This window comes from Pseudomonas sp. PS01299 (assembly GCF_029960145.1).
GTDB lineage: Bacteria > Pseudomonadota > Gammaproteobacteria > Pseudomonadales > Pseudomonadaceae > Aquipseudomonas > Aquipseudomonas putida_A.
On sequence record NZ_JASCPO010000146.1, the window covers coordinates 1 to 14,701 of the forward strand.

Genomic DNA, 14,701 nt, shown 5'->3' on the forward strand with positions numbered 1-14,701 from the left:
GAGCCTGCTCGCGATAGCGATCTGTCAGCAATGTTGATGTTGACTGATACGACGCTATCGCGAGCAGGCTCACTCCTACAGTTGTTTTGTGTGTGCTGATCCATCTGCTACACCCATGCTAGAGTGCTCCGCCCCGCCCCCGGAGCCTGTCATGAGCCTTCTGATCCGCAGTCTTGCCGCCCTGTTGCTGACCCTCAGCCTGCCTCTGGCCGCCGCCCCGGCACCGATGCACAGTCAATTCCTGCCGCCGGACGACCTGACCCTGCGCGATGCCGAACCCGAGCAGCAACAATTGCTGCAGGTCACCGATTATTCGGTGGTGGTCGGCGCACAACGCCAGTCCAATCAGCAGCCGATTCCGGTCACGTCGCCGCTGATGATCCGCCTCAAGGGCAAGTCGCTGAACAAGGGCGCAACCATCGCCCAGGTGCTGGTCAATTTCGATGGCGAAAGCAAAAGCCTGAAAAAACCGGCTTATGACGACAAGAGCAAAACCCTGACCCTGTTTTACCCGCTGGCCCAGTACCGGGTGGTGATCGATCTGCTGCGCAACGACACGGTGTATGTACAGTTCCTCAGTTACGCCAACGGCCACATCTGGGCCGATCTGCACACCGGGGCCGTTCGTGCGCGTTGAGCCTGGTGGCTGGGCAGGGGTAAACTGCCCGCCCCGTGTAATGTCTGCGAGCTGGAGTCGGCAATGCGTAAAGATAAGAAACAGGTGATTGGTGACGAGATCGGCGATGAGCAGATCAAGCTGTTCCTCGATTTTGAACCGGTCGACGCCACTTCGCCGTCGCTGCACAAACTGATCAAGGCCTACCGTGGCCTGCGCATCGACGATTTCGAGCGCTTCCTGACGTTCTTCGTCGCGGCCGGTTATGACGTGGATGGCAAGGACGAGCACGGTCAGACCTTCGTTGAGCTGATCAAGGATCAGCGTAACGCGGCCGAGTACATCGAGCTGATCGACAAGGCTCGCGGTTGAGATCACCCGATATCTGTGGCGAGGGGATTTATCCCCGATGGGCTGCGTAGCGGCCCCGAAGCCTGAGTGCAAGGGTGTCAGGTAAATCGCATCAATGGTTTTGCGACTGCTGCGCAGCCGATCGGGGATAAATCCCCTCACCACAAGTGTTGGTGAGCCAGCAGTATTGGTTTTTATCCCAGCAAAAAAAACGCCCCGCACTCACTGAGTACGGGGCGTTTTTTATGCCGCAAGATCAAGCGAAGCTTGGGGTCTCGCTGCTTTCTTCAACCAGTTCCAGGGCGATGTTGTTCTGCGTGTTGATCTTGCGATACAGCGCAGCATCGGTTTCCAGAACCTTCTCGCGGGCCGGGAAGATTTCCGCCAGTTTGGCCGCCCACTCACCCTTGGCCTTGGCCGGGAAGCATTTTTCGATCAGCTCGAGCATGATCGAAACGGTTACCGAAGCACCTGGCGAAGCGCCGAGCAGGGCGGCGAGGGAGCCGTCTTTCGCCGCAACCAGTTCGGTACCGAATTGCAGGATGCCGCCCTTTTTCGGGTCTTTCTTGATGATCTGTACCCGTTGGCCGGCCACTTCCAGGCGCCAGTCCTCGGCTTTCGCCTCCGGGTAGAAGCGGCGCAGGGATTCCAGACGCTGCTCCATCGATTGCATCACTTCGCTGACCAGATATTTGGTCAGATCCATGTTGTTCTTCGCCACTGCCAGCATCGGGCCGATGTTGCCGGCGCGAACCGACAGCGGCAGGTCCATGAAGGAACCGTGCTTGAGGAACTTGGTGGTGAAACCGGCGTATGGCCCGAACAGCAGGGATTTCTTGCCATCGACCACACGGGTGTCCAGGTGCGGCACCGACATTGGTGGCGAACCGACTGCAGCCTGGCTGTAGACCTTGGCCTGGTGGTGCTTGACCACTTCCGGGTTGTCGCAACGCAGCCACTGGCCGCTGATCGGGAAGCCGCCGAAGCCTTTGCTTTCTTCGATGCCCGAAGCCTGCAGCAATGGCAGAGCCGCGCCGCCGGCGCCGAGGAAGACGAACTTGGCGTCGACTTCACGGCTGGCGCCGCTGTTGACGTCCTTGATGCTGACGGTCCAGCCGGCGCCGTTACGCTTGAGGCCGGTGACGCGCTTGCAGTATTTGACCTGGGTGTCCGGTGCGCTGGTCAGGTGCTTGAGCAACTGATTGGTCAGAGCGCCGAAGTTGACGTCGGTGCCATTCATCACGCGGGTAGCGGCCAGGACTTCATCCGGCGAGCGGCCCGGCATCATCAGCGGCATCCACTCGGCCATCTTGGCCTTGTCTTCGGTGTATTCCATGTCGGAGAAGGCGTGGTGCTTGTGCAGCACGTTGAAGCGTTCCTTGAGGAACGACACGCCTTTGTCACCCTGAACGAAGCTCAGGTGCGGCACCGGGCTGATGAAGGATTTGCACGAGCCGAAGGTGCCTTTCTTGGTCAGGTACGACCAGAACTGTTTGGACACTTCGAACTGGGTGTTGATGTGCACGGCTTTCTTGATATCGACGCTGCCGTCGGCTGCCTGCGGCGTGTAGTTCAGCTCGCACAGGCCGGCGTGGCCGGTACCGGCGTTGTTCCACGGGTTGGAACTCTCCGCAGCACCGGAATCCATCAACTCGACGACTTCCAGCTTGATCGCCGGGTCGAGCTCTTTGAGCAGTACTGCCAGGGTGGCACTCATGATGCCCGCCCCAACCAGAACTACGTCGACTGCTTCGTTATGCGCCATTTAACGCGTCTCCAAAATCTGCAGCACCAAATTGTCGGCATGGCTGCCAGGGAGTGACGGGGCAGGTCAGTTGCGCCCCGGATACCCATGGTCAGGTTCGTCATGTCCGAATCTTCGCAATTTTTCGCAACTTCGACGGATGCATGCGGCCTGGCTTCAAGAGCTCCATGAACTCATTTCAGCACGCGGCTGGCAATTCGACTTATGGTCGAGACATCCGTTTTTGTGCAACCAAATCCGTAGCGGACAGGCTTCAGGCTCCGATGTTCGAGGTATACCCGGTCCTGTGTCGTTGGGCTGTTTCAGACGCTAATGGTGCATGTTCAGACGCAAAACTTTTCATTTGCTCGCCACACTCTTGTGAAGTTGTGAAAACCCGTTTTTTTCACGCTCTTTTGAAGACGTGAACCTCAAAAAAGGGCTGTCCAGGCCTGGCACCCTGCCCGCAAGGGCAAAACAACGCGGTGGCCGAGCGTCATGACAGCTCTGCAGATTCGCGAAAAGCGGGGTTTTTGCCGGAAGAACAGGCAAGCGCGCCAACTTCACTCGATCTGTGTGGGCGGCTCTCTGTGGGCGATTTGGATGTCGATGCATGCGCATTGACGGTGTTGCGGGGCCCGATCAGGAGACGTCCTTATAATCGGGGGGAGATTGTATCGAAGAAATGCGGGCAGTTGCTCGTGTTTAATGACTTTTATTAGGCATCCGGTCAGATGCTCAACATCGCTTGCACGCGTGCGCGGGGCTGCGACGGTATGACGCGGGCGCTGGCGGGCAGTGGCTGGTGCAACCAGTTGAGGCGGATTTCTTCGATTTCCACCCAACCATCGCCCATCGGTTGCAGGCTGCACTGTTTGAATGCCTGGCAATGACCGTTGCGGTCGAGCAGGGCAAAGCTGCGGTGCAGTGGGCGTGGGGCGAACAACGAGATCAGATAACGCATGGCCGAGTACCTTGTTGGAGGACTGGTTTGAAGCTTGCCGGGCGGCCGTGACGCCAACGTGTATGGGCGGTGAATAATCTGTGACAGGAACCGCATTCCCACGGCTGGGTCAGACATTTGAGTATTCACTGTCGGGTGCTGGTGACCCGCAGTGGCCCACCGCTATACTGCCGGCCTGTTTGTGCCTGATTCTGGAGAAAAGAGCATGTTGCAACGCCTGTTGTTCGGTTTGATCACTGTGACCAGTTTGACCCTGGTTGGCTGCGCCCACAGCCCGCAACAACTGAGCCCGGAACCGAAGCTGACCACGCAGTTGGCCCCGGTCGGCCATGGCCAGCAAGTGGTGGTGCGTGTGGTTGACGGTCGTCCGTCGCCAACCCTCGGCACCCGCGGCGGCCTGTACCCGGAAACCAGCGCGATCACCGTGCAGCGCGAGCAGATCCTGCCCAAGTTGCAGGCTCAGGCTGAAGCCGCCGTGCGTCTGCTCGGCTTCACCCCGACCAGCAACGGGATGAACGCACCGCAACTGACCGTGACCCTGACCGAGCTGAAGTACCAGTCGCCGAAAGAAGGCATGTACGTGACCGAAGCCACCATCGGCGCGACCTTCCGCTCCGACGTGCAGAGCGGCAACCGTCGCTACAGCGGCCGCTACGGCGCTTCGCTGGACCAGCGTTTCGGCATGGCGCCGAACCAGGAAACCAACACCAAGCTGGTCAGCGACGTGTTGAGCGATGCCTTGACCCGTCTGTTCAAGGACCCGACCGTGGGTCAGATCCTCGCCGAGTAAGCTGTGCGGTTGATGTGAAAAAGCCCGGCGCCAGTGATGGCTCCGGGCTTTTTTGTGGGGCATGGAATCGTACCCCCTCACCCCAGCCCTCTCCCCCAGGGGGGGGGCGAGGGGGGGAAGGGAGCCGATCGGGGGCTTTTCAGAACCGGCGTTCACCTCGAGTTTTCAGGTCGATGCACCTCGAATAAACAACTCGGTCAGTCCCCTCTCCCTCCGGGAGAGGGTTAGGGTGAGGGAGCTTTTACTTTTCAGGCTGCTTGGGAATAAAAATCAAGCACGCTGACACCCGTCAGCAAATCCGTCTCCGGCAAATCCGCATGCTGATGCCCGCCGAGGGCGCAATACACCAGCCAGTGGCGATCCTGAACATTGAAGGCGAGGCTGCCGACGAGGCTTTGTTGTTCGTCGGTCGGGGTGATGAGGTACAGACGATCCTGGTTTTCGGCGTGCAGCATGTCGCGTTCCATGTGTGTTTCGAGGCGCGCATGGTGGCCGATGTAAATGACGATGCCGTGACACAGGACAGCCATCGGTCGATTGTCAGGTTATTTGTCGCAAAGGGTAGGGTAGTGGAGGCGTGTTTCGGTAGAATCCGCGCCGCGGTCGTCGATCGGGCGCCTGCCACACCGATTCAGTTCCGAGGTCTGTGATGTCGCTGCACTTGATGACGCTGTTTACCGCCCATCCCGCCAAATTGATCAACCTGCTGGCGTTGGCACTGGCCTTCCCCGGCAGTTGGCTGCTGCACGCGACCCGCCGTCGTGAACAACGCGCCATGGCCAGCATCGCCGCGCAACGCCAGGCCCAACCCAACGCCGAACCGATTCTGGATTGGGCGACGTTGCGCATGAACCGCTTTTTCTACCGCTTCGGTTTTGCCTGCCTCGGGCTGGCCCTGATCGTCTCCTGGATCAGCACGCGCTTCTGAAGCGAATGCAAAACCTTGTGGCGAGGGGATTTATCCCCGATGGCCTGCGCAGCAGGCCCATGATTATTCAGGCAGAATCCTGGGGCCGCTTCGCGACCCATCGGGGATAAATCCCCTCGCCACAGGGGCTCCGCTATGTCTGTTTACAACGGCAACCCAGCCTTCACCCGGTACTGATTGCGCACCGGCGTCGCATATTGCAGCACCAGATACGGACGGTGCTCTTCAGGGCAGGCGTCCAGTCGGCGCTGCCATTCTTCCTGCGCCTTGGCCAGTTCATCCGCCGGGAACACTTCGGCAGCCTTCGGCACGTTCAGTTGCGGATCGGCATCGGCCCACTGCGCGTACGCCAGGTAATGCACCGGGAACAGGCGATAACCGCCGAGAATCTGCTTGTCCATCTCGACCGCCAATTGCTTGGTGTCTTCGAACAGTTCGGTGATCGGTGCAGCGAAGTTCACGTGCACCCGGCCCTTGTAGCCGGTGATGCCCTTGGCAATGCTCACGTCATCCTCGCCCGGCGCCTTGGCGTAGGTGCCGGTGGTGGCGCGGATGTACAACTCGCGGGCCTTGGCCTGGTCGCACGGGTCGTATTCGTAGCTGATCGACACCGGGGTCAGGTTCAGCGACTGGATGACCTCGCCGAACGGCTCGTCCTTGCGGCTCATGTGGAACATCTTGAGGATCGCCGACTCGGTACGGTCGTCGCCATCCTTCGCCCGGCCTTCAGCCTGCGCGATCCAGATCGAGGCGCAATCGTTGCGGATCGAGTGGTTGATATACGCCGACAGCAATTGATACGCCGCCATCTTCTCGCGACGTCCGGTGATCGAGCGATGCACGATAAAACTCTTGTTCAGACGCATCAGATCGCTGACGAAGGGCTTTTGCAGCAGGTTGTCGCCGATCGCGATGCGCGGGGTCGGCAGGCCGGCGTGGTACACCGCGTAGTTGACGAAGGCCGGGTCCATCACGATGTCGCGGTGGTTGGCGATAAACAGGTAGGCGCTGCCGGACTTGAATTGCTCGACACCGGTGTAGGTCACGCCATCAGTGGCGCGCTCGATGGTGTGGTCGACGTAGAACTCGACTTTGTCCTGCAAAGTGGCCACGGAGGTCACGTCGGCAAACTCACGACGCAGCCGATGGGCTATAAGTGGTTTGAGCATCCAGCCGAAGGCACCGGCAAAACGCGGGAAGCGGAAGTGGGTGAGGATATCTAGAAACGCCTTGTCGCCGAGCAGTCTTGCCAGTACCGCAGGTACTTCGCTGTCGTCGTAAGGTCGGATGGCATCGAATTCGCCCATCATGCTCTCTTGTTGGAAACGGCTAGGGTAAGTAAAGGTTTTGATCGAAAACCAACGGGGCACGGTCTGAAAAGGTAGCCAGACAAAAATAGCCCTGCAAATAGACCGGCGATTATACGCACAAGTCACCTGGGAGACCGCGATGCTGGAAAGCGCTGAATACGAATGTCCTTATTGTGGGGAAACGGTCGAGACGACAGTGGATCTGTCTGGCGGCGATCAGACCTACATCGAGGACTGTCAGGTGTGTTGTCGACCGATTACGTTTGTCTTGCAGGTGCATGGCGAGGATTGGTTTCTGGAAGTCTTCAGCGAAAACGAGTGAGGGGCGCCCATGCAGCGAATCTACGAGCCGGAAAACCTGATGGAGGGCGAGATGCTCAAGGGCATGCTCGCCAGCGAGGGCATCGAGGCGCATCTGGTGGGCCGCGATCTGCTCGGCGGCACGGGGGAATTGCCGATTTTTGGCCTGCTGGGGCTGTCGGTCGAAAACGATCAGGCCGAATACGCCCGCGAACTGATCACCGCGTACAATGCCGCGCTGCCGCTGCCCGGCGATGAACCGGAGAGCTTCCCCGGGACGCTGGTCTGTTAGGCTGGCGTTCGTTTTTTTTCTGAGTCGTGTTGCCCCATGTGTGGACGTTATGCCCTGTTTCGCTGGAACCGCGATTTCGCGGCCCTGCCCGGATTTCCCGCCGATCAGCAGGCGCAGTGGAACATTTCCCCCAATGATTCGGTGTTGATGCTGCGTGCCGAGGCCGACGGCCAACGCACCCTGGCCCGCGCCCGTTGGGGGCTGACGCCACCGTGGCTGACCGATCTGTCGCGTACCCCGGCGCATGCCCGGGCCGAAACCGTCGCCGAGCAACCGATGTTCCGCGAGGCGCTGCGCCTGCGTCGTTGTCTGTTGCCGGCCAACGGTTTTTACGAATGGCGCGGCAACTTGCGCAAGCGCCCGTACTGGCTGACGCCAGGGGAGGGTTCGTCGCTGTTCTTCGCGGCGATCTGGGAGGCCTATCCGGTGCAGGAGCAGGTGTGGCTGAGCACCGCCGTCATCACGCAGCCGGCGGCCAGTCAGCGCCGACCGTTGATTCTCGATGAGGCGGGGCAGGCGGCCTGGCTCGATCCCGCGACGCCGTTGCATGTGCTGCAGGGCTTGCTCGCCAGTGAGCCGGCGGCATTGCGCGAGCGGGTGCTGGCGAATCTGGTGAATGATCCGAAGCTCAATGGGCCGGAATGCCTGACCCCGGGTTAAGTCAAAAGCCCCTCACCCTAACCCTCTCCCTGAGGGAGAGGGGACTGATTGGGGGATATTGACGAAATATACCGACTTGAATGCTCAGCTTTGAATCCATAATCGACTGGTTATTTCAGGTCGATGTATGACGGGAGACAACTCGGTCAGACCCCTCTCCCTGAGGGAGAGGGGTCTGATTGGGGGATATTGACGAAATATACCGACTTGAACGCTCAGCTTTGAATCCATAATCGACTGGTTATTTCAGGTCGATGTATGACGGGAGACAACTCGGTCAGTCCCCTCTCCCTCTGGGAGAGGGTTAGGGTGAGGGGCTTTTCGCTTTTCAGACCTTGAACTGATTGATCAACCGCCGCTGCTGCTCCGCCAATTTCGTCAGGCCGGCACTGGCCGAACTCGACTCATCCGCACCGCCCGCCACTTCATTCGCCACCTGACCGATATTGATCACGTTACGGTTGATGTCATCGGCCACTGCGCTCTGTTCTTCCGCCGCACTGGCAATCTGCGTGTTCATGTCATTGATCACCGACACCGCCTGAGTAATTGTCTCCAGCGCCTCGGCCGCTTTCGCCGCGTGCTGCACGCTTTCGTCGGTGCGGTTCTGGCTGTCCTCCATGACCCGCACCACATCGCGGGTGCCCTGTTGCAGCTGCTGGATCATGCTCTGGATTTCTTCGGTGGCCTTCTGGGTCTTCTGCGCCAGATTGCGCACCTCGTCCGCCACCACGGCAAAGCCGCGCCCTTGTTCGCCGGCCCGCGCCGCTTCGATTGCTGCGTTCAGCGCCAGCAGGTTGGTCTGCTCGGCGATCCCGCGAATCGCGATGAGGATCGCGTTGATGTTTTCGCTGTCCTTGGCCAGCGTCTGCACCACCTCAACGGCCTTGCCGATCTCCACCGCCAGTACACCAATCGAGTTCGAGGTATCACGGACAATCTGCATGCCCTGGCCAGCGGCCTGATCCGCATGGCTGGCGGCTTGCGCGGCCTGAGTGGCGTTGCGTGCCACGTCTTGCGCGGTGGCGGTCATCTCCTGCACCGCCGTGGCGACCTGATCGATCTCGGCCATTTGTTTCTGAATGCCGATGTTGGTGCGAATCGCGATGTCGGCAGTGTGTTCCGAGGAATCGCTGACGCTCTGCACTGACGTCACCACCTGCGTGATCATGGCCTGCAACTTGGCGAGGAAGGTGTTGAAACCTTTGGCAATCGAGCCGAGTTCATCGCTGCGATCACTGCTCAAGCGACGGGTCAGGTCGCCTTCACCTTTGGCGATGTCATCGAGCATGGCGACCATCTGCTTCAGTGGCCGGGCGATGCCGTGCCCCACCAGCCAGATCACCAGCAAACCGATGGCGGCGATGATCAGGCCGACCATGGCCATGCCGAAGGTGTCGGACTTGCGTTGTGCGTCAAGGTCGGCCTGGAGTTTTTGCAGATCCGCCATCACTGCGTTCAGCGGCAGTTGCAGCATCAGGGTCCAGCGCGCGTCGGTCTGGCCGATGCCGAACGGCAGGTACAGCTCGATGCGGCCCTTGTCCTTGTTGACCGAGTAGGTGACTTCGCCGCGTTTGAGATTGGCCATGTTGGCGATCTGCTCGGCGTCGAGAATGTCGCTGACCTTTTCACCGAATTTGCTCGGATCTTTGGTGTAGGCCACGATCCGGCCGTTGCCGCCGATCAGGGCCATTTGCCCGGCGCCGCTGTACAACTTCTGGTTGGCGCCGAGGAGCATTTCCTGGATGAAGTTCACCGACAGGTCGGCGCCGACGATGCCCTGGAATGCGCCGTTGAGCATGATCGGTTCAATAAAGGAGGCGAGCATCACGACCTTGTCACCGACCTTGTACGGCGCCGGATCGATCACGCAGGGCTTTTTCGTTTCCTTGGAGCAGAGGTAGTACTCACTGGCGCGCACCCCGGTGGACAGGGTTTTCTGATCGTCGACATCGGCCAGTTTGTCCACGCCCAGACTGCCGTCGGTATTGCGGAACCACCACGGCAGGAAGCGTCCGTTGGCGGGATCGATACCGGTCACGGCGCTGCCGACGTAGGCCGCGTCATTGTGATCCAGGGCGTTTTTTTCCCAGCCGATGTAGGTGCCGAGAATCTTCGGGTTCTGCTCGACGTTCTCCTTGATCAGGCTGATCAGTTGCTCGCGGCTGATGGTCAGTCGCGGCTGACCGTCGGCGCCCGGTGTGCCGAGCAGCGCGTTGACCCGCACCAGTCCGCCGGCAATCAGCAGCGGTGCTTCGAGTTCGCGCTGGATCTGGCTGACCTGGGTCTGCGCCAGTGAGGTCAGGCGTTGTTCGATGACTTGTTCGAACTGCGCCTGAGTGCGCTGCTGCACCATGTCTTGAGTGCGGGCACCGGAGAACAGCGCGTACAGCACCAGCGCGGCAACCACGCTGAGGACGATGGCGCCGGCCAGGGCGGCGACGGAAAACTGGATCGACTTGAACTTCATGGGAGCTCCGCACGCAAGAGGACGTCTGCGCTGTTGTATCGGCAGCTGGCATGGCGCCATGAGCGTTGAGCGGAACAAAGGGCGGAGGATGTCGCAAATGGATCGGTGCGCGACGCAGCGGCAGCAGACTTGCCGGTTGCTGTGAATTTTTTACGACAACAGCGGTGGGAAACTTCCGAAAGACGCTGCAACACGTCTGTTGTATCTGGCGCCGATACAATTCACCCCCTACGATACGCGGCAGGTTTTCAGGGAGCTTTTGAATGAACAAGACATTGGTTGTAAGTGCACTGAGCGCAGCGCTGTTGCTGGCCGGTTGTCAGTCGGTCAACACCACCAGCGGCGGAGCCGTCGGTGTGGAGCGCAAGCAGTACATGTTCAGCATGCTGTCCTCGCAAGAGGTCGACCAGATGTATGCCCAGTCCTATCAGAAGACCGTCGGCGAGGCGTCGAGCAAAGGCGTGCTGGACAAGACCAGCCCGGAGGCCAAGCGGGTTCAGGCGATTGCCAACCGGCTGATTGCCCAGGCACCGAACTTCCGCCCGGATGCGGCGCAATGGCAGTGGGAAGTCAATCTGATCAAGAGCGACGAGCTCAACGCCAACTGCGGGCCTGGCGGCAAGATCATTTTCTACACCGGGCTGATCGACAGCCTGAAGCTGACCGACGATGAAATCGCGGCGGTCATGGGCCATGAAATCGCCCACGCCCTGCGCGAGCACGGTCGTGAGGCGATGTCCAAAGCCTATGGCATTGAAATGGCCAAACAGGGTGCCGGTGCGTTGCTCGGTCTGGGTCAGGACAGCCTGGCGCTGGCCGACACCGTGGCCAATTACGGCATGACCTTGCCCAACAGCCGTGCCAACGAAAACGAAGCCGACCTGATCGGCCTGGAACTGGCCGCCCGCGCCGGGTACAACCCGAATGCGGCGATCACCTTGTGGAACAAGATGAGCAAGGCTTCGGAAGGCGCACCGCCGGAGTTCATGAGCACCCACCCGGCCTCGTCCAGCCGGATCGCCTCGCTGCAGGCGGCGATTCCTAAAGTCATGCCGCTGTACGAAAAAGCCCCTAAATCCTGATCAGCACCAAGGCAAGGCGAACTTGATTTTGTGGCGAGGGAGCTTGCTCCCGCTCGGCGGCGCAGCCGTCGCAAACCCTGCCAATGCGGTGTTCATGTTTGATCGCATTGGCAGTATCAGGGCTGCTTCGCAGCCCAGCGGGAGCAAGCTCCCTCGCCACAATGATGTGAAAGGCTCAGGGGTTAAATCCAGCCACTGCTCTGCATCGCCTTGTACACCGCCACGATCGCCAGAATGAAGAACGCCGAAGCCGCCAGGCGACGGATCAAGGTCAGTGGCAATTTCTCCGCGGCAAAGTTACCCGCCAATACCACCGGCACGTTGGCAATCAACATGCCCAGGGTGGTGCCGATAATCACCAGCCACAGCTCAGGGTATTGCGCCGCCAGCATCACGGTGGCGATCTGCGTCTTGTCGCCGATTTCCGCGAGGAAAAACGCGATCAGCGTGGTCAGGAAGGGGCCGAACTTGCGTGCGGTGCTGGCTTCATCGTCGTCCATCTTGTCCGGGATCAGCGTCCACAGCGCAGTGGCGGTGAAGCTCGCGGCGAGAATCCAGTGCAGCACCGAATCGGAGAAGAAGCTGCCGAACCAGGCGCCTACCGCACCGGCTGCCGCGTGGTTGGCCAGGGTCGCAGCGACGATACCGGCAATGATCGGCCAGGGTTTGCGAAAGCGAGCGGCGAGAATCAGCGCGAGCAGTTGCGTCTTGTCGCCGATTTCGGCCAAGGCAACGATTGCGGTGGGAACGAGTAACGAGTCCAGCATCAGGATTTTCCTAAGGGGCGGGTCGACACGGCTATGACACGTACAGCCTTCCCGCCCCGGGTAAGGTGTGCGTGTCATAGGTCTTGTCAAACCCTGCGATCCGTCTGGTGCGGACGCTTGGGTCGCATACGCCATGATCTGAGGATCAAGTATGTTGACGTATGCCGGACGAGCTTGGCGCTCGTGGGAGACTACTCCCCTAGGACGGAGCGGATTCTGCCTAGGCAGAATCCATTCGGCAAGTGCTAATTTTCAGCCACGCTTGGCCCGGTAAATCCGGAAACCATTGCCTTCAGCCTTGATTGCACACACGCCCAGATGCTCTTCGATCAGCGGCTGATACTTCAGGAAGCTGTTCGCAACCAAGCGCAGTTCGCCGCCGTTTTTCAGATGTTTGGCCGCTTTTCGCAGCAAGTTTTCGGTAGCGAAATAATCGGTGTGCACGCCGACATGGAACGGCGGGTTGCTCAGAATCGCGTTCAAACCCATCGGTGCAGCGTCGATACCGTCGCCGGTCAGCACTTCGGCGTCCAGACCGTTGGCCGCCAACGTCAGGCGACTGCTGGCGGCGGCGAAGGCATCGACGTCGAGCAAAGTCACCTCATTGTGCGGATAACGCCGTTTGACCGCCGCGCCCAAAACCCCGGCGCCACAACCGAAATCCAGCAGATGACCGCTCGGCAGTTTGTCCAGATGCTCAAGCAGCAGGGCGCTGCCGCGGTCCAGTCGACCATGGCTGAACACGCCCGGCAGGCTGATGACTTTAAGCGGGCCTTCGGCCAGCGGCAGCTCATAAGTCTGCGCCAGGCTTTCCAGCGATTTTGCTTCAGGCGCGTTGGCCACGGTGACCTGCCACAGTTGGCAGTGACGGGCGCTGTCGAGTTTGCGCGGCTTGCCGAACGGGTTGAGTTGCTTGGACGCACCCTCGATACCGCTGCGTTTTTCCCCGACCAGAAACACCTCGCGCCCGGGCAGACGTGCGGCCACGGCATTGAGGATGTAATCGGTCAGATCCTTGGACTTGGGCAAAAACACCACGGCGCTGTCGAACTCGCGCTCCGGCACGTTTACGCCGAAATGGCTGCGACCTTCGAAGCGCGCATCGAGAGCGGCCTGATCGCCGGCATGCCAGCACCAGCCGAACGCATTGGGCAGGCGCCCGAGCAGATCGTCGGCAGGCAAACCGGCCAACAACAGCGAACCCTGGAATAACTCGGCCTGACGAAGCAGTACTTCACTGCGCGGATCCATAACTGCTCCTTGGAAAAAAAGTGCCGCAGTTTATCAACTGACGACCCGCAGCGCTTTACCGCTGAAGAATGCCTGGGCGTTTTCGGTCAATTGGCCGACGATGCGTTGCCGCGCTTCGCGACTGCCCCAGGCGTTGTGCGGAGTGACGATCAGCCGTGGAATGTCGGCGGCCAGCAGCGGATTGCCGTTGACCGGCGGTTCGACGCTGAGCACGTCGGTGGCGGCGCCGCCAAGGTGACCGTTGCGCAACGCGTCGGCCAAGGCTTGCTCGTCGATCAAACCACCGCGAGCGGTGTTGACCACAAAGGCGCCGGGTTTCATCGCCGCCAGCTCGCGGGCGCCGATGAAGTGCCGGGTGTGTTCGTTGAGCGGACAGTGCAGGGTCAGGGCGTCGATCTGCGGCAGCAATTCGTTCAGCGGCAGACGGTCCGGCCGCGCCGGGCGGCCCGGAATCTGTCCGAGCAATACACGCATGCCAAATGCTTCGGCCAGTCGCGCGACCGCACCGCCGAGTTCGCCATGACCAAGCAGGCCGAGGGTTTTGCCCTCCAGTTCGACGATCGGATAGTCGAGCAGGCAGAACTGTCTGGCCTGCTGCCAGCGACCTTCGCCGACCGCTTTTTGATAATCCGCGAGACGGGTGGCGAGGTTGAGCAGCAGCATGATCGTGTGTTGCGCCACCGACGGCGTGCCGTAACCCTGACAGTTGCACACGGTGATGCCGTGGGCGCGAGCCGCGTCCAGATCGACGTTGTTGGTGCCGGTGGCGGTGATCAGGATCAGTTGCAGATCCGGGTTGGCGGCCATCGCGGCGGCGTCGATGCGGATCTTGTTGGTGATCGCCACGCTGGCCCCGTGCAGGCGTTCGGCGACTTGATCAGGCGCAGTCTGGGCGAACAGTTGCAGGTCGCTGAAGCAGGCGCGCAACGGGCTGAGGTCGAGATCGCCGAGATCCAGTGACGGGTGATCGAGGAATACGGCGCGGCGCGGGTTCGTCATCAACTGTACCTTTTGTGCTTGGAACGGAAGGCGTAATCTGCCGAGCCTACCAGATGAAACAAAACGTTACGCAGTGCCCGAGGTGCTCACAAAACCTGTGGGAGCGGGCTTGCTCGCGAAGAGGGCGTGTCAGACCCATAAAGGTTGCCTGACACAACGCCATTCGCGAGCAAGCCC

General features: G+C 60.3%; 16 protein-coding genes and 1 riboswitch. Of the genes, 8 read left to right on the plus strand and 8 right to left on the minus strand.

Annotated features, from left to right (window positions below):
- The first annotated feature begins 151 nt into the window (after positions 1–151).
- Positions 152–637 (plus strand): hypothetical protein, encoded by a 486-nt coding sequence (locus QMX91_RS21335; protein WP_027612216.1) that lies wholly within the window; start codon positions 152–154, stop codon positions 635–637.
- 63 nt (positions 638–700) lie between these two features.
- Positions 701–988 (plus strand): PA4642 family protein, encoded by a 288-nt coding sequence (locus QMX91_RS21340; RefSeq protein WP_134787316.1) that lies wholly within the window; start codon positions 701–703, stop codon positions 986–988.
- A gap of 235 nt (positions 989–1,223) precedes the next feature.
- Here QMX91_RS21340 and mqo read toward each other — a convergent pair whose 3' ends face one another.
- Entirely contained in the window at positions 1,224–2,732 is a 1,509-nt protein-coding gene (mqo, locus tag QMX91_RS21345; RefSeq protein WP_027612214.1) for a malate dehydrogenase (quinone), read from the minus strand.
- Positions 2,733–3,441: 709 nt separating this feature from the next.
- Positions 3,442–3,675, minus strand: coding sequence for a hypothetical protein (locus QMX91_RS21350; RefSeq protein ID WP_003228102.1), 234 nt, complete (start codon positions 3,673–3,675; stop codon positions 3,442–3,444).
- 205 nt (positions 3,676–3,880) lie between these two features.
- On the opposite strand from QMX91_RS21350, the gene QMX91_RS21355 reads away from it, so the two are divergent.
- Positions 3,881–4,465 carry a YajG family lipoprotein gene (locus QMX91_RS21355; protein WP_003228101.1) on the plus strand — a complete coding sequence of 195 codons (585 nt, stop codon included), beginning with the start codon at positions 3,881–3,883 and terminating at the stop codon, positions 4,463–4,465.
- Positions 4,466–4,713: 248 nt separating this feature from the next.
- On the opposite strand, the gene QMX91_RS21360 is transcribed toward QMX91_RS21355, so the two are convergent.
- Entirely contained in the window at positions 4,714–4,920 is a 207-nt protein-coding gene (locus QMX91_RS21360; RefSeq protein WP_027612213.1) for a hypothetical protein, read from the minus strand.
- Positions 4,921–5,114: 194 nt separating this feature from the next.
- Here QMX91_RS21360 and QMX91_RS21365 point away from each other — a divergent pair, with 194 nt between their 5' ends.
- A complete protein-coding gene (locus tag QMX91_RS21365) occupies positions 5,115–5,393 on the plus strand; it encodes a hypothetical protein (protein ID WP_007967709.1) in 279 nt (92 codons plus the stop codon).
- Positions 5,394–5,536: 143 nt separating this feature from the next.
- Here the strand turns inward: QMX91_RS21365 and QMX91_RS21370 are convergent, their stop codons facing one another.
- The gene (locus tag QMX91_RS21370) at positions 5,537–6,700 is read right to left on the minus strand and encodes a 1-acyl-sn-glycerol-3-phosphate acyltransferase (RefSeq protein ID WP_171061843.1); all 1,164 of its coding nucleotides are present in this window, start codon (positions 6,698–6,700) and stop codon (positions 5,537–5,539) included.
- A gap of 142 nt (positions 6,701–6,842) precedes the next feature.
- On the opposite strand from QMX91_RS21370, the gene QMX91_RS21375 reads away from it, so the two are divergent.
- From QMX91_RS21375 to QMX91_RS21385, 3 genes are read left to right on the plus strand one after another with little or no spacing between them, the layout of a single operon-like run.
- Positions 6,843–7,025, plus strand: coding sequence for a CPXCG motif-containing cysteine-rich protein (locus tag QMX91_RS21375; RefSeq protein ID WP_282413319.1), 183 nt, complete (start codon positions 6,843–6,845; stop codon positions 7,023–7,025).
- Between the two features lie 9 nt (positions 7,026–7,034).
- Complete coding sequence (locus tag QMX91_RS21380) at positions 7,035–7,295, plus strand: DUF2007 domain-containing protein (protein ID WP_003228093.1); 261 nt, start codon at positions 7,035–7,037, stop codon at positions 7,293–7,295.
- A 36-nt stretch (positions 7,296–7,331) separates the two neighbouring features.
- A complete protein-coding gene (locus QMX91_RS21385) occupies positions 7,332–7,955 on the plus strand; it encodes an SOS response-associated peptidase (protein ID WP_007967716.1) in 624 nt (207 codons plus the stop codon).
- A gap of 328 nt (positions 7,956–8,283) precedes the next feature.
- On the opposite strand, the gene QMX91_RS21390 is transcribed toward QMX91_RS21385, so the two are convergent.
- A complete protein-coding gene (locus QMX91_RS21390) occupies positions 8,284–10,425 on the minus strand; it encodes a methyl-accepting chemotaxis protein (RefSeq protein ID WP_135296544.1) in 2,142 nt (713 codons plus the stop codon).
- A 263-nt stretch (positions 10,426–10,688) separates the two neighbouring features.
- On the opposite strand from QMX91_RS21390, the gene QMX91_RS21395 reads away from it, so the two are divergent.
- A complete protein-coding gene (locus QMX91_RS21395) occupies positions 10,689–11,507 on the plus strand; it encodes a M48 family metallopeptidase (RefSeq protein WP_027612207.1) in 819 nt (272 codons plus the stop codon).
- Between the two features lie 182 nt (positions 11,508–11,689).
- Here QMX91_RS21395 and QMX91_RS21400 read toward each other — a convergent pair whose 3' ends face one another.
- The 3 genes from QMX91_RS21400 to QMX91_RS21410 form a co-directional block, all read right to left on the minus strand.
- On the minus strand, positions 11,690–12,274 hold the full coding sequence (locus tag QMX91_RS21400) for a TMEM165/GDT1 family protein (RefSeq protein WP_282413320.1): 585 nt from the start codon (positions 12,272–12,274) through the stop codon (positions 11,690–11,692).
- A gap of 89 nt (positions 12,275–12,363) precedes the next feature.
- Positions 12,364–12,486, minus strand: a riboswitch (yybP-ykoY riboswitch).
- Positions 12,487–12,526: 40 nt separating this feature from the next.
- Positions 12,527–13,525 carry a class I SAM-dependent methyltransferase gene (locus tag QMX91_RS21405; protein ID WP_223008310.1) on the minus strand — a complete coding sequence of 333 codons (999 nt, stop codon included), beginning with the start codon at positions 13,523–13,525 and terminating at the stop codon, positions 12,527–12,529.
- Between the two features lie 33 nt (positions 13,526–13,558).
- Positions 13,559–14,524: a 2-hydroxyacid dehydrogenase gene (locus tag QMX91_RS21410; protein WP_098965557.1), complete on the minus strand. Its 966-nt coding sequence runs from the start codon at positions 14,522–14,524 to the stop codon at positions 13,559–13,561.
- Positions 14,525–14,701 lie beyond the last annotated feature (177 nt).